The organism is Macrococcus epidermidis (assembly GCF_024205965.1).
GTDB classification, from domain to species: Bacteria; Bacillota; Bacilli; order Staphylococcales; family Staphylococcaceae; genus Macrococcoides; species Macrococcoides epidermidis.
This window is the reverse complement of the sequence record NZ_CP073819.1, coordinates 167442-183593: the sequence shown is the minus strand read 5'-3', so window position 1 is coordinate 183593 and position 16152 is coordinate 167442. Positions and strand designations below refer to the sequence as shown.

Sequence of the window (16152 nt, the reverse complement as noted above, 5' to 3'; positions counted from 1 at the left end):
ATTGTCAATTTTTAAAATAAAATAACCGTTGATATATTAATCAACGGCTTTATAAGAATATTTAATGGATAACAAAGCTAAAACAATAAATATACTCCCTATAATCATTAAAGCATTGTAAGGTAAATGCCAGGCAATGATAAGACCACCTATTGCTGCTCCGAGTGCCATTCCAAATTGTGTAGATGACGTACTAAATGTTTGATTAAAACCTGCATTTGTATCTGAAATTTGAATTAAGCGCATTTGTGTCGGTGCATTCATCGACCATCCAGTTAGGCCTAACAACATGACATTGATACTTAATGTCCATACATTATACTGTGTCACAATAAAAGCAAGTAAAACAAAGATATAAACTGTCATTAACATCGTTAATGTCTTTTTAACACCTAGTTTCTCTATAAATATACTTCCTAAACCACTTCCGACTATACCACTTACACCGTACAGTAAATACAGCAGACTTACCATAGATGCTTGTAAGCCTAACTGATTAAAGTAAGGGGTTAAATACATATACAAAATGCTTTGACCCACAAAAAATAAGAACGATTGCATATGTGTAAATAGTATTCGATGATCTTTCAAAGCGCCCCACTGACTAAAAAATGACGTCGCTTCTTTTCCTGGAATACTCGGAAAAAATAAAATTACTAAAATTAAAATAATTAAAGATAGAGTGGCCGCAAACAAAAAGATCATCTGCCAATTGAATCGTTCTGTAATTAATATACCGAGTGGAATTCCTAACACCAGTGAACCACTTATACTCATCATTATCATACTAATGGCTTTCGTTTGAAAACTTTGAGAAACTACATTGACCGATAATGATAACCCGAGGCCAATTAACATTGAAACACATATCGCAAGAATAACCCTGGATATTAGTAGCATCGTAAAACTTATGCTTAACGCACTCAATACATTCCCAAAAATAAATAATATGATGAAACCAATCAGTAGCTTTTTTCTATTGAACGCTGCTGTTGACGACATCAATATCGGTCCTGCAAGCGCAAAAAATAACGCAAAAATTGTTATCAAATTACCTGCCATCGGAATTGATACATGATAATCTTTCGCGATATAAGGCAATATACCTGAGACCACTAGCTCGGTAAGACCTGCAAGAAATGTAAGCATTGCCAGTATTAATAGATTCTTATTCATATTTATCCTCCAAAAAAATAGCACCTTCCAAATGGAAGGCGCTGCAAGTTGCCAACAAAATTAATTGTCACCTATTTAGTTCATTATATCAATTTATTATATTCTGTAAATACTAACAGCGTACATATTTACGTTTGAAACCAATCCTATTTTTCTCAATCGCTTTCTCAATCGTCTCTAATGGTTTCACTTCGCCAGTTGGTTTGTGCTCTCGATTAAATGGTACGGCACCAACTGACTTTGCAACTGTTGTTGCTTTATCATGTAAATCTACATATGAAATTGCTACACATTGAATAAAGTTACCTATCCCTACTTTCGTTCTATCAGGAGCAGTATGAATTTCTTTCTCAGCGCGATCTAGCATCTTACTTAACTTTTCGGTATCAAATGTATCGTCTTTCTTATGTCCAAGTAACCAGCTATAGCAGTTCCAGCCGGCACTCATCTTTAAATCCTCTCCAGAATCAATCCATTTATCCGCAATTTGCTGCGCAATATCTGCTTCTGAGAGCGTTACTGCTACAACATAATCAGATAACATATAAAAGTATGCGCCATCAATCCATCGCTCATAATCTTCTTCTGTCATAGCATTGGGATCTGCAATTACACCGGCGAAATACATTGCATCATAGTTACCAGTCGCATATAGCTTATCTGCAAGCTCCTGATCTTTCTTGATTATTTTACGCATTGGCTTCATTGCACCCGTTGCTACACCGAATAAAGGTTCTTTTGCGCCATTGCCCATATATATTTTCTTCATACGTTCTTTGCCAAGAGATTCAAGTTCTGCCATTACTTCTTCAAACGTCATTTTTCCATCTCCCTGTTACTCGTAGTATAATGAATATTACATTTATTATACTGATTACTATGGAGGTACTCCAATGATAAAAGTAAAAAATCCAGATCCCATATTTTTAGAAGGAAATGAGCACGCGATACTTCTTCTTCATACATTTACCGGAACAGTTAGAGACGTTAAACAACTGGGCTACCATCTACACGAGCAAGGATACACGGTGCTTATCCCATCCTATCCAGGGCACGGATTGCCTATCCAGGATTTTGTGAAATATGATATCGATAACTGGTGGCAAACAGTTGAAGATAGCTTTTTAAAATTAAAGGAACAATATAATAATATCTCTATAATTGGTGTCTCTTTAGGCGGTCTATTTTCACTTAAGCTCGCAGAAAAATACGATGTTAATCAAATTATCGTGATGAGTGTTCCGATGAAAAAAGATCCTGAAGGTATAAAATACCGTTTGAAACAATTTGCACCGAGAATGCACAAAGTCATTTCTTCTGAGCCTTTTCCTGAATCAAATTATCAGCTTATCGATAATTACACAGGTGCCAGTAAGTTTGTTGATTATATTAAAGATATAATGAACAACTTAAATAAAATCAATAGTTCGACAATCATACTGTATGGTGATCGGGATGATACGAGCTATCATGACAGCGCTCAATTTATTTACAACAGTATTCAGTCCAAAACATTTATTGATCATTATGCTAATGCCGGCCATTTAATGACAGTAAGTAAGGATAAAGAAAAACTTTATACAGATATATTGCATTTTTTAAGGCAGGATATTTAATATCCTGCTTTTTACATAGATTTATATTCTGTTTCAAGTGCATCGGCCAACATTTGGATTGCTATTAAAATCAACACGACAAATGTACAAGGTACCATAAATGTCCACCATGAAGAATACAACTCTGGCATATGAAACCCTAATAATGTCGTAAGCTCTGGCATAATAAGTGTAAAATCATTGCCTAAACATGCTTCAAAACCATCGCATGTCTTCGTTCCTCCAAAGAAAATACGGAAAAATGAAATATGGCTGAGTACCATTAATGCTTGATATAACATGCGGACAAAGATAATCAATAATCTATTCTTAATATTGGGATAAACATGACGTATTAATTTTTGTGTCTTGCTGGCACCAATTACGGTTGCAGCATCCATGTATTCTGTATTCAATATTTGTTTCACCTGATCTCTAACGACTACCATTGTCGTTGGTACCATCACAAGTGCAATCACGACTAACATATACCCTATTCTAAACGGCATATCATAGCTAAACTTACCTTTTATTGCTGTCAGTACCGGAAATAACAACATATATGTAACGATTGCCTGCGGTATAAAATAATATGCATTCAAAAATCCATCTGTAACAATATCTGCTGTTCCTTTACGAAAAGCGAGATAACTTCCCAGAATAACAGCAATGATAAATGAAATAAGAACAATACCAATGACAAAGATAAACGTGATGCGGTATCCATGCCAGCTCTCCATAAATATTGACGCGCCGAAGCGATCAGTACCGAACCAATTGACAACGCCAGGTGGCACTGGATTTTTTATTTCACTTGTCATCACGTTAAATTTATATACTTTTACTTTGTTCTGAAGCATATCAAAGTAAAAGACACTTGTTATAAAAGGTAAGATGAGGATAATCAATGCCAGCCATATCTTAAATAACTTCCTCATAACTTCACCCCCGTTCTAAATTCAACGAGTTTCTGAATGATAAATAACGCGATATATATCGGAACAAACATTAGTACCAATATCGTCATCAACATTATGGGGGCGTGATAATAATATAAGAATTGTGTAGCGCCAAAATAACCTAATATGACTTCCATAATTAATAGACTGGATAGCGTCATCCAGACGACCTGCTTAAAATTGATGTAAAATGTTATCCATACATTTGACAAGACATGCTTGTGCAGAATTTCAAAATCATTGAGTCCTTTTGCGCGTGCGAGTACTACATAATCTTTATCCAGTTCCTCAGTAATCACCTGATCCAAAATTTTATATAACTGGACAAATGGAATTACAGACAGCATGATTGCTGGAAATACAATCGCTTCCTGTTCCCCGTAACTTGCTACTTCCATTATTAATATACCTGTTTGCTGATAAAAAAAGATAATAAAGATAATGACACAAGGAATATAAAAGATATCCGGTAAATAACCTAAAATTTTTACGAATCGCTTCATTATGTAATCAATTAACTTAAATCTTTTAGCTATAACAACACATAATATACTTAAAATAGTACCGAGCATTATACTTAAAAATAAAATAAGCATTGAATTTCGCCATGGTCTAAAGATAAAAGATAAAAACGGATGTTCTATGTAACTACCTGGTGTCTTAAAAGTGACTGTATCGATATGCATTAACTGTTTAATAAATTGGGGGAAAGCCTCAAAAAAATGAGATAAATCAAATTTAAAATTCTGATTAAAAAGTAAAATAAAGGCACTCAATAGAAAAAAATTAATTAATACTAATATTACTTTTACTCCATTCACAAATATTTTATTCAATAGCGTGGCACTCCTCTCTGAATATTAAACACAAAAAAGACAGCAATGGCTGTCTTTAATGCTTAATGTACTTTTTCATCAAAGTGTTCTTTTCTTAAACGTTCCGGATAATCTACTGTCCAGAATGTCGCATTCGGTAGTTCGCTTGGATCTGGTTGATATATCGCATATTTCCCTGACCCTTTCTCTTTCTTCTGTCTCTCAAAATCCTTAAGCGCACGTAATGCAGGTTTGTGCAGAATCCATATTGCGATAATATTACACCATGCCATCAATCCTACACCTAAGTCACCCATTGCCCATGCCACATCCGCTGTTTTTATCGCACCATAGAATGTAGCGCCAACAATAATTAAACGTGCAACGTTTATTAAAAACTTATTCAAAGACACGCTACTATTCTTCGTTAAATAAGATACATTTGTTTCTGCGATATATGCATATGCTAATATCGTCGTAAACGCAAAGAAGAATAATGCAATTGCTACGAAATATGAACCAATGCCTGAATATGCCGGATCAAACTGATAGCCACTTCCATGGAATGCTTTATCAATACCCGCCTGAACATACATTGCAGTTCCTGAGTAGTCTTTCACGCCATCTGCATTAACTGCGTATATACCACCATCTTTAATTAAATTTGGCATATCACCTTTCATCGTACCATCTGTCGTATTGAACGTTCCTGATAATAAAATAATTAACGCTGTTGCTGTACAAACAAACAATGTATCGACATATACAGAGAATGCCTGAACTAATCCTTGTTTAGCAGGATGTGAAACTTCTGCAGCTGCTGCAGGATGCGGACCTGTACCTTGTCCTGCTTCATTTGAATAAAGACCACGTTTTACTCCGATTTCAATCATCGCACCTAGAATTCCACCAAATGCCGATTCCATATTAAATGCTGATTTAATAATCAATGCCATTAATCCAGGTACTTTATCAAAATTAATTACGATAATCACTACTGCGAGTAAAATATACAATATCGCCATAAATGGTACTACTGCTGTTGCTACTGAAGCGATCCAGCGTACCCCTCCAAATATGATTAAAGCTAAAACAATCGCAAGCACTACCCCGATAATCCATCCTTCAACACCAAATGCGTTCTTCATTGAACTCGCAATCGCATTCGACTGAATACCCGGTAAAAGTAACGCTGTAGAAATAATTGCAAGTACCGCAAACAATGCAGCGTACCCTTTTGCAAATCCACCTTTCATACCTGCTTCTATATAGTAAGCTGGTCCACCGCGATACTCCCCATTAATTTCACGTTTATAAATTTGTGCTAGCGTAGACTCAATAAACGCTGAACTTGCACCTAAAAATGCTGTCATCCACATCCAGAATACTGCTCCTGGACCACCGATATAGATCGCTGTTGAAACACCGACTATGTTACCCGTCCCTACACGTCCAGCAAGCGATAAAGCAATTGCCTGGAAACTAGAAATCCCTGTAGGCGACTTCTCCCCTTGGAACATTAGTCGAATCATCTCTTTTAAATGTCTGACTTGAAAGAACTTCATCATTAATGAAAATGAAATCCCTGTAATTAACAACCCATACACTAACGGTTTACTCCACACAATTTCATTTAGAAAACTCACAATACTTTCCATAACTACACCCCTTTAATGTATAAACGAAAAATACTTACTTTTTTATTATATAGTCACATATTACATGTTGCAATAGTATTTATTGATTATTCTGAATATTTAATTAAATATTCGTTCTAAATCATTGCGATTTAGGGGTTTAATGATCAATAAATAATCATTTCCAATGAATAAATAATTGATAATCGCTATAATAGTATAAAATACCAATACTGGTGGAGGTTGCATATGAACATTTTAATCACAGGCGGTACAGGACTAGTAGGTTCAGCTCTTATAAACACTATTCAGCAAAAATATAAAAATGCGCATATTTATATTACAACGAGAAGCAATAAACAAAGTTCGACTGGCATCAGCTATGTCAACTGGCAACAAGATGATTGGTATCAGGCAATACCACAACTAGATTTAGTAGTTAATCTGGCTGGTGCATCCTTAAATAACAGATGGACGAAAGAACACAAAGAAGCGATCATTAAAAGTCGTGTTGAAAGTACTGAAAAGCTTATGCCATTATTCAAATCTCTTAACAAGAAACCACTCTTTATATCAGCAAGTGCGGTAGGTTATTATCCCGCTTCTAAATCTTTAACTTATAACGAAACCAATGTATTCTCACCGTTTGATTTCTTATCAAAGACTATTTATCTATGGGAACAAGCAGCTCGAAAAATTGAAGCTTTAGGTGTAGAAACAGCAATCTGCAGATTTGGAGTAGTTTTTTCTAACCAAGGTGGGGCATTACCTTTGATGTTAAAGCCTTATCAATACTTTGCAGGTGGTAATATTGGTGATGGACAGCAACCTTACAGCTGGATTCATATCGAGGATCTTGCAGAAAGTATGCTTTATATTTATGACAAACAATTAACAGGTATATTTAATATGACTTCTCCTCAGCCTGTAACACAACAACAGCTCGGAACAACCATTGCGCGTGTTATACACCGACCACACTGGACAAAAGTACCCAACAAAGTAATGGACATTGTACTAGGAGAGCAATCCGTAATGGTTACAAAAGGACAAAGCGTATTACCTGATCATCTATTGCAGGCCAGATATACATTTAAATATCCTACAGTTCAGTTAGCTCTGGAGCAGTTGTATGGTGAATAAAGAAAGAAAGAAAGCAGTTGAAAAGCTGTGGCGAAAAGAAAAGTATAAAGTGATGTACTATAACCAGAATCAATATAATTTTATTCGTCAACTGATGCGTGAACAACTGGATGATATACACATATTAGAACAAATTATTGATGAAACATATCGCATGACACCAACGCGAGGCTCGAAGTTAAATAGCTATCAGCATATGTGGGGATATTTCAAAAAAATTGCTACTGAAGATGAAAAATCACAATATCGAACATTTATTCAAAACTTTGATAATAAAGAATCAGAACTTCATACATTACTTAAGCAGCTTGCTGAAAAATATGATGTACAATATTTAAAAAACAGCAGTATCTTATTTTAAAGATGCCGCTGTTTTATTTTATATTAAATTGCTGTTTTAATAAATTTACATCCTTTGTCCAGAAGTAGCGAATATGATTTGCCTGGTACGCGACCTGAATTAAACCATTCGTCATCCAGGTAGATAGTAAATCAAAAGGCACACCCATTGCATGAATCTCTTCATCTGTTACAAAATCTTTGTGCATAATATCCCTCATTCTAATATTGGTATATATAGTTTACACTAATTGTGGAATTTCATTAATTGATTTGTATAGCAGAAAAAACGAAACGAGAGCCGACATCGGCTCTCGTTTGCTAATCAATTGAATTTTTCTTGAAAAGGATTGAAGTAATTAATAAACTAATCACTAACCAGATTGCAACAATTGCTAAATGTTTGATATCACCAGTTTCAATTAATCTAAAATGTTGCATCATAGGTGTAAATTCATTAATTTTCATAAATGTTGTATCTTTATCAATGCCCATATTAATATAATTTGGTGACATTGCAAAAATGAATAGCACAGGCAATGAATATAAACTTGTTTGAGAAACTGATTTTACTAATAGACCAATCATAACACCTAAAGATAAAAAGAATAAAAATAGCATTATAAAACTCAAGATTGATTTCCAGTCAGTTACTGGATTGTATTTTAAAATATAACAACAAGATACCGTTGAAATTAAAAACATGATTAGTAAAACCATACTCTTTCCTAACATAATATCAAACATCGAAGCCGGTGAATTGATTAAGCCACGTAATGTATGTTTCTCCTTCTCTTCTGCCATCATCGTCATCATTCCAATTGTTATTACGCCTACAAAACAAATGGCCAGCACAGTAACGCCAAGATTAGCTTTCATCTCATTCGGAACCGGTGAAGCAGTAAACATAAAAGCCATCAATATGGGCAATATCGGCATTGTAAGTAACATCATGTTTCTCATAAATTCTTTGAAATCTTTTTCTGCAATTGCCATTACTCTATTCATCTTCATCTTAAACAAGCTCCTTTCCGGTCACTTTAATAAATACTTCGCCTAATGTCGGTTCGTTTGTATAAATACGTTTCACTTGTTTCGTATTGAGTAAATCTGTAATTTGCATTACATCTTCTTTATGCACTCTTTTCTTCTCTAAATTATTCATTTCCACAGTAATTGTCTGATCTGAATGTTGATATCTCAAATTATCTGGTGTATCCAGTGCAATAAGTTTTCCGTTATTAATTAACGCAATGCGATCACATAAACTTTCCGCTTCATCCATATCATGTGTTGTTAAGAATATAGTTGTTCCACTTTCTTTTAATTTTAATAAACCTTTATGAATATGTCTTGTCGTATTTGGGTCTAGGGCTGAAGTTGGTTCATCCAGGAATAATAGTTTAGGTTGATGTATTAGAGCTTTTGCAAGCAATATTCTTTGACGCATCCCTTTCGATAACTTTTTAACCACTGTTTTCTTCTCATTTTCTAATTGTACAAATGAAAGTACCTCATCGATTCTATTTACAGGCTGCTTATAAAGTCCTGCAAACATTTTTAAATTATCAAATACTGTTAACCTTTCATATAGTGCACTGTTATCAGAGAGAATACCTATTTGTTCTCTAAACTCTGCTGTTTGAAGTGCTTTATCTTTATATTGAAATACTTGAATGCTACCTTCTGTGATAGATGTTTCTCCTGTTAGCATCTTAATCGTCGTTGTCTTCCCTGAGCCACTCGGTCCGAGTAATCCAAATATCTCACCTTGATTAATATTTAAAGATAAATGATCAACTGCTTTTTTACTGTCGTACATCTTTACTACATCATTCATTTGTATAAGTGTCATAAAAATAGCCTCCAATCAATTTGTTACCCAAATTGTATTAGAGACTAGGGGTTCTCACTATAAAATACACGTTAAATGTACTTAATTTTCCGTGAACTGTACCGTATGACTATTAAAATATCCTTGAATTTCTTTCACTCTGTTACGTGATAATGGTACGAATGTATTTTCTAAACCATCTATTTTAATCGAATATGAATTCTTCGACCATGTAATCATCTCTGTTACTTTCTGCAGATTGATAATATAAGAACGATGGCATCTATAGAAGCCATACACCTTTAATTTTTCTTCAAGTTCATTCAAAGTATAATCTGCTTTAAATGATTCATTATTAAAATGAATATTTACCTTTCCTTCTGCTCCCTCAATATAGTCGATATCTTCAGGATTAATAAATAATGTCTTATCTTCTGTTTTAACAGTTATTCTAAATACGTTACTACGGGAAAAATTCGAATTTATTTCTTGGGAAATATTTTGTATGTCATTAATATTTCCTCTGACTTTATCATTTTCTTTATTATTTATTTTCTTTTCATCATATGTATCATTAATATTTTCTTTACTTTCACATTGCTATATTCTATTAACATAAACTGTCGTAAAACATCATCTATATTATGTGTTGCACTAAACCATCTCATATAAAATTTTAATTGTTCTTTTACTGTTAAACGTTCATGAAAAGGTGTATTAAAAGTTTCTATCCATACATCTCTTCCCTCAAAATGAGTGATAATTTCTTTTTGTTGATTCATATTAGAAACAATACATGCATGATCTTTGAAATCTAATGTTTGTAAATGATTAATTAATTCAGTCATACATCCTCCCAATAGTAGTATGTCATAGGAAATATATAGATACTATAAATCTATTATACATGAACCGTAATGTACATATTGGATTATCGAATATCAAAAAAAGCCTGTGAATTCACAGACTTTAAAAGTAACTTAATTAATCATTTTATTTTTTCATTCATTTTCAAATATTTATTATAGTTTTCTATCCCAATGTCTTTGTACAACAAGCGCATCTAAATATTTATTTGTATCATCACTCATTTCAACAATGCCTGGTTGTGTTACATCAACAGCAGTTTCTTCTAATGCTTTAGCAACAGATGCATCATAACCGATTGTTTTAAAGTGACGGTTAGCTGCTTCAATGAAATCTTTCACAGGTGGTAATAATGGTGTTTTAACATCTAATACAATCAGACCGTCGAATAACGTAGAATGTACTGTATCAAATGTTTCAGACACTTTCAATTCACCTAATTTAAATGCTTTCTCGCTCACTAATTTATAATTTACTTTATTATCAGCAAGTGTAGTTATTAATTTTTTGATCTTAGCTTCATCTGATTGTTCAGTTACTAATATAGCAACAGATAAAGTATCTAATTTTTTAACTGTATTTTCCATGCTTAATGCTGGAGATTTTTTATCTGACTTAACTTCTTCATCTGCAGTAGGTGCATCAACACCAATTTTTTCAGCAATTTGAGTCGCTAAATCTTTATCTACTTTATTAATATTTGCAACCGCATTTTCTTTTACAAAGTCATGTTTACATTTTCCTAATTCGAAAGCAAACGCATCACGCAAATGTTCTTTTTCTGGTTGACTTAAACTGTTATAGAACATTTTCGCTTGTGAATAATGTTCTTTAAAGCTTTCACTTCTAGCACGCACTTTATGAGCATCGATTTTTTCATGATAATGTTCAAATCCACCTTCTTCAGCTGGTGTTGTGTGTGGACTGTTATTATTGATCGCATTGTTATGATATGCAGTTTGTCCTTTATGGACAAATGTTTGATGCATACCATCACGTTGATTGTTAGCAAACGGACATACTGGTCTGTTAATCGGTAACTGATGGAAATTCGGTCCACCTAAACGTGATAATTGCGTGTCAGTATATGAGAATAAACGTCCTTGTAATAACGGATCATTACTGAAGTCAATACCAGGTACAAGATGTCCTGGATGGAATGCAACTTGCTCTGTTTCTGCAAAGACATTATCTACATTGCGATTTAAAGTCATTTTACCAACGCGTTTTACTGGCACTTCTTCTTCTGGCCATAATTTCGTTGGATCTAGTATATCAAAATCAAATTTAAATTCATCTTCTTCAGGAAGAATTTGAAGACCTAATTCCCACTCAGGGTAATCACCTTTATCGATTGCTTCGTATAAGTCTTCACGGTTATAATCTGAATTTTTACCAGCGATAATTTGAGCTTCATCCCAAACTAATGAATGTGTTCCAAGCAATGGTTTCCAGTGGAATTTAACGAAGTGTGATTTCCCTTCCGCATTTACTAAACGGAAAGTATGCACTCCAAAACCTTCCATCGTACGGAAACTTTTCGGGATACCACGGTCACTCATTGTCCACATTGTCATATGTGTTGACTCTGGGTTTTGTGCAAAGAAATCCCAGAATGTATCATGAGCTGTTCCACCTTGAGGAATTTCATTATGTGGTTCTGGTTTAACTGCGTGTACTAAATCAGGGAATTTAATGGCATCCTGAATAAAGAATACTGGAATATTGTTTCCTACTAAATCATAGTTACCTTCTTCAGTATAAAATTTTGTTGCAAATCCACGCGCATCACGTACAGTATCGTTAGATCCTTTTGAACCTTGTACAGTAGAGAAACGAACAAATACAGGCGTCTTCTTACTCGTATCTGTTAAAAATTTTGCTTTAGTATATTCACTTAAATCTTCATATAATTCAAATTCACCATGTGCCCCATAACCACGCGCATGAACAATTCTTTCAGGAATACGTTCATGGTCGAAATGTGTCATCTTTTCTCTGAAATGAAAATCTTCTAATAATGTCGGACCACGTTCCCCTGCTTTTAATGAAAATTCATCTTCTGCCATTTTTAAACCTTGGTTTGTCGTTAACGGTGTATCTTCAGAATGGTCTCTACGAAATGCTTCTAATTGCTTATCTTTTTCATTAGTCATTGTAGTGCCCCCTATATTATATTTACATACAAATTACTTATTCCCATTTCAAATAAATAGAAACGTTGTACACTTTTTGTATGGAATTTTATATAATAAAAAATTGCATTCTAATTGTAGAATGCAATTTTAGTAATTTTGACCTTACATCTAAACTTATCATTATAGTTATTTACTTTGATGTAAGCGTTTTATATAATAGGTTAAAGCTTGGAAAGTGGTGAGTTGATGTGAAATACTATCTAATACGTGTTCTAATTTCAATTGTTTGTTTTATTATCATTTCAGTTATCGATATGACTTTATTAACGAAAGGATCTACCGCTGATCTCTTCGCAAAATCTTTTCTTGTCACACTAATTTTTACAATCCTTTATTACTATATCCAGTTACATCGTCATTCCAAATATCATGATTAATTAAAAAATCTGGATTAATTAAACACAGGATTTTTGGCACCAAATATTCTTGCCTTCATTTCTTCACCTGCTGGAGTTCCAGCAAGTCCTCCTAAGCCTGTTTCTCGTAATTCTGCAGGAAGACTACGGCCAACTTTGTTCATTGCTTCGATTACTTCATCTGCAGGAATTTTACACTCAATACCAGCCAAAGCTAAATCAGCAGCAATCAGTGCATTACCTGCTCCAATTGTGTTTCTCATAACACATGGTATTTCTACCAAACCTGCGACTGGATCACATACAAGACCAAGTAGATTTCCTAAAGCATGTGCTAATGCATGTGAAGATTGTTCAGGTTTTCCACCTTTTATCGCTACTGCTGCAGCTGCTGCTATTGCTGAAGCACTACCTACTTCTGCCTGACATCCACCCATTGCACCGGCAACACATGCATTATTGGCAATTACAATACCGAATAATGATGTTGTCAGTAAGAAATCTATTTCCTGTTCTTCAGTTAAATTTAATTTGTCTTCAACAGAAAATAATACACCAGGTATTGTTCCAGATGACCCTGCAGTAGGCGTTGCACATATTAAACCCATTGCAGCATTCACTTCATTTGTAGCAATAGCATACTGCAATGCTTTTGCAACATCGCTACCGGATAAAGGTTCATTTTGTTCACGATATTTTTTCATTCTAATTGCATCTTGTCCAGTTAGACCTGTTACAGATTTCACACCCTCCCCCGAGGAGCCACGTAGAACAGCAGCTTTCATTACTTTTAGGTTCTCTTTCATTTTATTTCTTACTTCTTCATACGTCATATCAGACGTTTCCATCTCCATCTCTGTCATCATTTCAGCAAATGATTTACCAGTTTGTGTTGCAGTATCTATAATTTCTTTAATTGAGTTATACATTTTAGTTCCTCCTCATTTTACTTGAATCAATAATATTCTTTCTAAATCTATACTAGATTTGAAAATTCTATTTGTGGATATTTCTCTTTAATATTTTGCAATAATGCTGGTTTAATCGGTTTGTGTAAATGTAAAGCTACAATATATTTGTTATTTTTTTGTGATTTAATTTCCTCGTTGATTTGTAAACCACTTTCTGCAAGATCATTAATACATCTATTAAATTCTCCTACCGATTGCTCTCCATACAAAACAAGTATTGGTAAAGTATGGTTGAGAAGTGCACAGGCTCCATTGACATGAATACTTCTCAATTTAATAGTACCACCACCTATAGAGTTTCCACATACTTCAATATGTTTATGTTCACTGTCTAATCTAACAAGCGCTGTGTTAGGATGTTCACCTTTACTTGGTCCTTTTTCTTCAATAAATTCAATTTGAATACCTTTTTCCTTAGCGATGTCTATAGAATCTTTTACGCGTGGATCTTCAGTTGGAAAATTTAAAATCCCGGCGATTAATGCTAAATCTGTTCCATGTCCTAGATGTGTTTCTGCAAAAGATTCATAATATGAAACACTTACTTTCTTAGGTTCCTCACCCAAAATATGTCTCGACGCCAATCCTATTCTAACTGCTCCTGCTGTATGTGAACTTGAAGGGCCAATCATAATTGGACCTATAATATCGAATGCACTTTTATAATCTGATGTTCTAGCCATCATTAATTCCTCCTAATATTTTAACAATTTATTTTTTAACCTTGTGATATATTTATTTGCTAAGCATTTTGTTTTGTAGTTCTTTTTAAAGTAGGCATCTTTACAGATACTGAAATATCATGATTTTTAAAGAATGTTGCAAATAACCAAGCTAGAACGATACTTGAGAATGCTACTGCTAATCCACAAAGTAGAACAGGAACAGTATCGTTAAATCCGAAAGCTACAATAAATCCTGCAATCGGTGTCGCCATTCCAGTAACGTTGATAACTAAACCAAACGCTGTGATAATACAAGCATTTACCATACCAATAATTGCATTAGATCCATAAAGCTGAACTGGTTTTTCTGCAATAATATCAATTTGTGTTAATGGTTCAATCGCTACAGCAAATGGTGTTGCTTTAGTTCCGTATCCTAATTTTTTAAATAATACAAAGTTTGCAAATGAGTTACCTGTGCAACATAAGGCACCTATAGCCATCGGTGTACCAACTAATCCTAATAGACTTGTTAATACCATAGAGCTTAACGGTGTCATGCCTACTACAGGAATAATAGCTCCAAGAACAATTGCCAATACATAAGGATTTGCATCACCTACTGCAGTGATTGCTGATCCAATTTGAGTTAATACCGCAATAACAGAAGGTTGAATTGCTAAAGCAATTAATGTAGTTAATGCAGGTGCTACTAAGATGACAACAATTAAGTCTAAACCTTCCGGTACACGTTTTTCTATTTGCTTGATCAAGAAGCTAATTGCATACGCAGCAATAAATGCTGGTAATAACTTTACTTTTAATAATGATAAACCTACGATTAAAGCATATACTGGTGAAATCCCTAATTTAATACATGTTAAAATTCCAACTGCTAAACCGCCAATTCCACCAAGTGTGTCTCCAACTTGTACAAAGAAAGGAATATCAAACACTCCTCCAATAGCATAACTTAGAAATGCTTGTGGCAGAAATGTTGAACATGCAGCTCCGGAGAGTGCTTGAAGACCTTCTTTACCATACGGTGCAAAATTTAAAAATAACGACATACAAATAAGTACAACTAATAATGTTCCTACGCCAATAATAATATCCATTGATTATTTCTCCTTTATTTAAGATTAATTTTTATACTTTGAATTTCGACATTCATCATCTTTCAATGGCCATCAAAAGAGTTTGTTATCTTTTTCACAAATTAATCATATCATTTTTGAAAACGGATACAATGAACAAAATATGAATAGATTTTGTATATTTATATTTTATTATGTATAATTATGCTTTGATTTTTATTTCGGAATTAGAACAGTCTTGTTACTCCTACACTTCACCGCTTTAAAGCCTTTATTTATTTAATTTCTGTTATACATATATAAATATTTAAATGTGATTTTTATCACTAATAATTCAAAACCTTTTAAAATCAATGAATTTAAAAGGTTTTAAATTATCTGATATTCTTTAATTAGATAAAGTATTATATTACAAAAATGATAGAGTGTGTGGTATAAATAAAATATTATTTATATTTGATAAAATATAACATAATTTACTTTAATAACATTTTTAAATT

At 33.6% G+C, this 16152-nt stretch carries 17 protein-coding genes; 3 read left to right on the top strand and 14 right to left on the bottom strand.

All coding sequences use genetic code 11. From position 1 onward, the window contains the following. Positions 1–36: 36 nt before the first annotated feature. Together KFV12_RS01005 and KFV12_RS01000 are read right to left on the bottom strand one after the other, a co-directional pair. Entirely contained in the window at positions 37–1176 is a 1140-nt protein-coding gene (locus tag KFV12_RS01005; protein WP_254257073.1) for an MFS transporter, read from the bottom strand. Positions 1177–1288: 112 nt separating this feature from the next. Further along, positions 1289–1996, bottom strand: a complete 708-nt coding sequence (locus KFV12_RS01000; RefSeq protein ID WP_111716071.1) for a DNA alkylation repair protein — start codon at positions 1994–1996, stop codon at positions 1289–1291. Between the two features lie 73 nt (positions 1997–2069). On the opposite strand from KFV12_RS01000, the gene KFV12_RS00995 reads away from it, so the two are divergent. Then, positions 2070–2792 (top strand): alpha/beta hydrolase, encoded by a 723-nt coding sequence (locus KFV12_RS00995; protein ID WP_254257072.1) that lies wholly within the window; start codon positions 2070–2072, stop codon positions 2790–2792. Between the two features lie 11 nt (positions 2793–2803). Here the strand turns inward: KFV12_RS00995 and KFV12_RS00990 are convergent, their stop codons facing one another. The 3 genes from KFV12_RS00990 to KFV12_RS00980 form a co-directional block, all read right to left on the bottom strand. After that, entirely contained in the window at positions 2804–3709 is a 906-nt protein-coding gene (locus KFV12_RS00990; protein ID WP_111716067.1) for an ABC transporter permease subunit, read from the bottom strand. Then, the gene (locus KFV12_RS00985) at positions 3706–4566 is read right to left on the bottom strand and encodes an ABC transporter permease subunit (protein WP_254257071.1); all 861 of its coding nucleotides are present in this window, start codon (positions 4564–4566) and stop codon (positions 3706–3708) included. The genes KFV12_RS00990 and KFV12_RS00985 overlap by 4 nt, the downstream gene beginning before the upstream one ends. Before the next feature lie 62 nt (positions 4567–4628). Then, entirely contained in the window at positions 4629–6203 is a 1575-nt protein-coding gene (locus KFV12_RS00980; RefSeq protein WP_111716064.1) for an alanine/glycine:cation symporter family protein, read from the bottom strand. Positions 6204–6431: 228 nt separating this feature from the next. Between KFV12_RS00980 and KFV12_RS00975 the strand changes: the two genes are divergently transcribed. Together KFV12_RS00975 and KFV12_RS00970 are read left to right on the top strand one after the other, a co-directional pair. Beyond that, the gene (locus tag KFV12_RS00975) at positions 6432–7325 is read left to right on the top strand and encodes a TIGR01777 family oxidoreductase (RefSeq protein ID WP_254257070.1); all 894 of its coding nucleotides are present in this window, start codon (positions 6432–6434) and stop codon (positions 7323–7325) included. After that, positions 7315–7686: a DUF1722 domain-containing protein gene (locus tag KFV12_RS00970; protein ID WP_111716061.1), complete on the top strand. Its 372-nt coding sequence runs from the start codon at positions 7315–7317 to the stop codon at positions 7684–7686. Before KFV12_RS00975 ends, KFV12_RS00970 begins: the two co-directional genes overlap by 11 nt. Before the next feature lie 13 nt (positions 7687–7699). Here the strand turns inward: KFV12_RS00970 and KFV12_RS00965 are convergent, their stop codons facing one another. From KFV12_RS00965 to KFV12_RS00925, 9 genes are all read right to left on the bottom strand, one after another. Then, entirely contained in the window at positions 7700–7873 is a 174-nt protein-coding gene (locus KFV12_RS00965) for a hypothetical protein (RefSeq protein ID WP_170122511.1), read from the bottom strand. A 112-nt stretch (positions 7874–7985) separates the two neighbouring features. Then, positions 7986–8678 (bottom strand): ABC transporter permease, encoded by a 693-nt coding sequence (locus KFV12_RS00960; RefSeq protein WP_254257069.1) that lies wholly within the window; start codon positions 8676–8678, stop codon positions 7986–7988. A 1-nt stretch (position 8679) separates the two neighbouring features. Beyond that, positions 8680–9519 (bottom strand): ABC transporter ATP-binding protein, encoded by an 840-nt coding sequence (locus tag KFV12_RS00955; RefSeq protein WP_240838959.1) that lies wholly within the window; start codon positions 9517–9519, stop codon positions 8680–8682. Positions 9520–9600: 81 nt separating this feature from the next. Then, positions 9601–9915 (bottom strand): LytTR family DNA-binding domain-containing protein, encoded by a 315-nt coding sequence (locus KFV12_RS00950; protein ID WP_496113279.1) that lies wholly within the window; start codon positions 9913–9915, stop codon positions 9601–9603. A gap of 131 nt (positions 9916–10046) precedes the next feature. Continuing rightward, positions 10047–10346 (bottom strand): hypothetical protein, encoded by a 300-nt coding sequence (locus KFV12_RS00945; RefSeq protein ID WP_254257068.1) that lies wholly within the window; start codon positions 10344–10346, stop codon positions 10047–10049. Between the two features lie 174 nt (positions 10347–10520). After that, positions 10521–12521 (bottom strand): catalase, encoded by a 2001-nt coding sequence (locus tag KFV12_RS00940; protein WP_254257067.1) that lies wholly within the window; start codon positions 12519–12521, stop codon positions 10521–10523. A 433-nt stretch (positions 12522–12954) separates the two neighbouring features. Further along, positions 12955–13848 carry an L-serine ammonia-lyase, iron-sulfur-dependent, subunit alpha gene (gene sdaAA / locus KFV12_RS00935; RefSeq protein ID WP_111716046.1) on the bottom strand — a complete coding sequence of 298 codons (894 nt, stop codon included), beginning with the start codon at positions 13846–13848 and terminating at the stop codon, positions 12955–12957. A gap of 47 nt (positions 13849–13895) precedes the next feature. Beyond that, positions 13896–14573 carry an L-serine ammonia-lyase, iron-sulfur-dependent subunit beta gene (gene sdaAB, locus KFV12_RS00930; RefSeq protein WP_239242151.1) on the bottom strand — a complete coding sequence of 226 codons (678 nt, stop codon included), beginning with the start codon at positions 14571–14573 and terminating at the stop codon, positions 13896–13898. Between the two features lie 59 nt (positions 14574–14632). Beyond that, complete coding sequence (locus KFV12_RS00925) at positions 14633–15673, bottom strand: PTS sugar transporter subunit IIC (RefSeq protein WP_254257066.1); 1041 nt, start codon at positions 15671–15673, stop codon at positions 14633–14635. Positions 15674–16152: the final 479 nt, after the last annotated feature.

Excerpts from the sequence above, each read along its gene's own strand:
- KFV12_RS01005 (WP_254257073.1), bottom strand. The coding sequence starts at position 1,176 with ATGAATAAGAATCTATTAATACTGGCAATGCTTACATTTCTTGCAGGT.
- KFV12_RS01000 (WP_111716071.1), bottom strand. The coding sequence starts at position 1,996 with ATGACGTTTGAAGAAGTAATGGCAGAACTTGAATCTCTTGGCAAAGAA.
- KFV12_RS00995 (WP_254257072.1), top strand. The coding sequence starts at position 2,070 with ATGATAAAAGTAAAAAATCCAGATCCCATATTTTTAGAAGGAAATGAG.
- KFV12_RS00990 (WP_111716067.1), bottom strand. The coding sequence starts at position 3,709 with ATGAGGAAGTTATTTAAGATATGGCTGGCATTGATTATCCTCATCTTA.
- KFV12_RS00980 (WP_111716064.1), bottom strand. The coding sequence starts at position 6,203 with ATGGAAAGTATTGTGAGTTTTCTAAATGAAATTGTGTGGAGTAAACCG.
- KFV12_RS00975 (WP_254257070.1), top strand. The coding sequence starts at position 6,432 with ATGAACATTTTAATCACAGGCGGTACAGGACTAGTAGGTTCAGCTCTT.
- KFV12_RS00970 (WP_111716061.1), top strand. The coding sequence starts at position 7,315 with ATGGTGAATAAAGAAAGAAAGAAAGCAGTTGAAAAGCTGTGGCGAAAA.
- KFV12_RS00965 (WP_170122511.1), bottom strand. The coding sequence starts at position 7,873 with ATGCACAAAGATTTTGTAACAGATGAAGAGATTCATGCAATGGGTGTG.
- KFV12_RS00960 (WP_254257069.1), bottom strand. The coding sequence starts at position 8,678 with ATGAAGATGAATAGAGTAATGGCAATTGCAGAAAAAGATTTCAAAGAA.
- KFV12_RS00955 (WP_240838959.1), bottom strand. The coding sequence starts at position 9,519 with ATGACACTTATACAAATGAATGATGTAGTAAAGATGTACGACAGTAAA.
- KFV12_RS00945 (WP_254257068.1), bottom strand. The coding sequence starts at position 10,346 with ATGACTGAATTAATTAATCATTTACAAACATTAGATTTCAAAGATCAT.
- KFV12_RS00940 (WP_254257067.1), bottom strand. The coding sequence starts at position 12,521 with ATGACTAATGAAAAAGATAAGCAATTAGAAGCATTTCGTAGAGACCAT.
- sdaAA (WP_111716046.1), bottom strand. The coding sequence starts at position 13,848 with ATGTATAACTCAATTAAAGAAATTATAGATACTGCAACACAAACTGGT.
- sdaAB (WP_239242151.1), bottom strand. The coding sequence starts at position 14,573 with ATGGCTAGAACATCAGATTATAAAAGTGCATTCGATATTATAGGTCCA.
- KFV12_RS00925 (WP_254257066.1), bottom strand. The coding sequence starts at position 15,673 with ATGGATATTATTATTGGCGTAGGAACATTATTAGTTGTACTTATTTGT.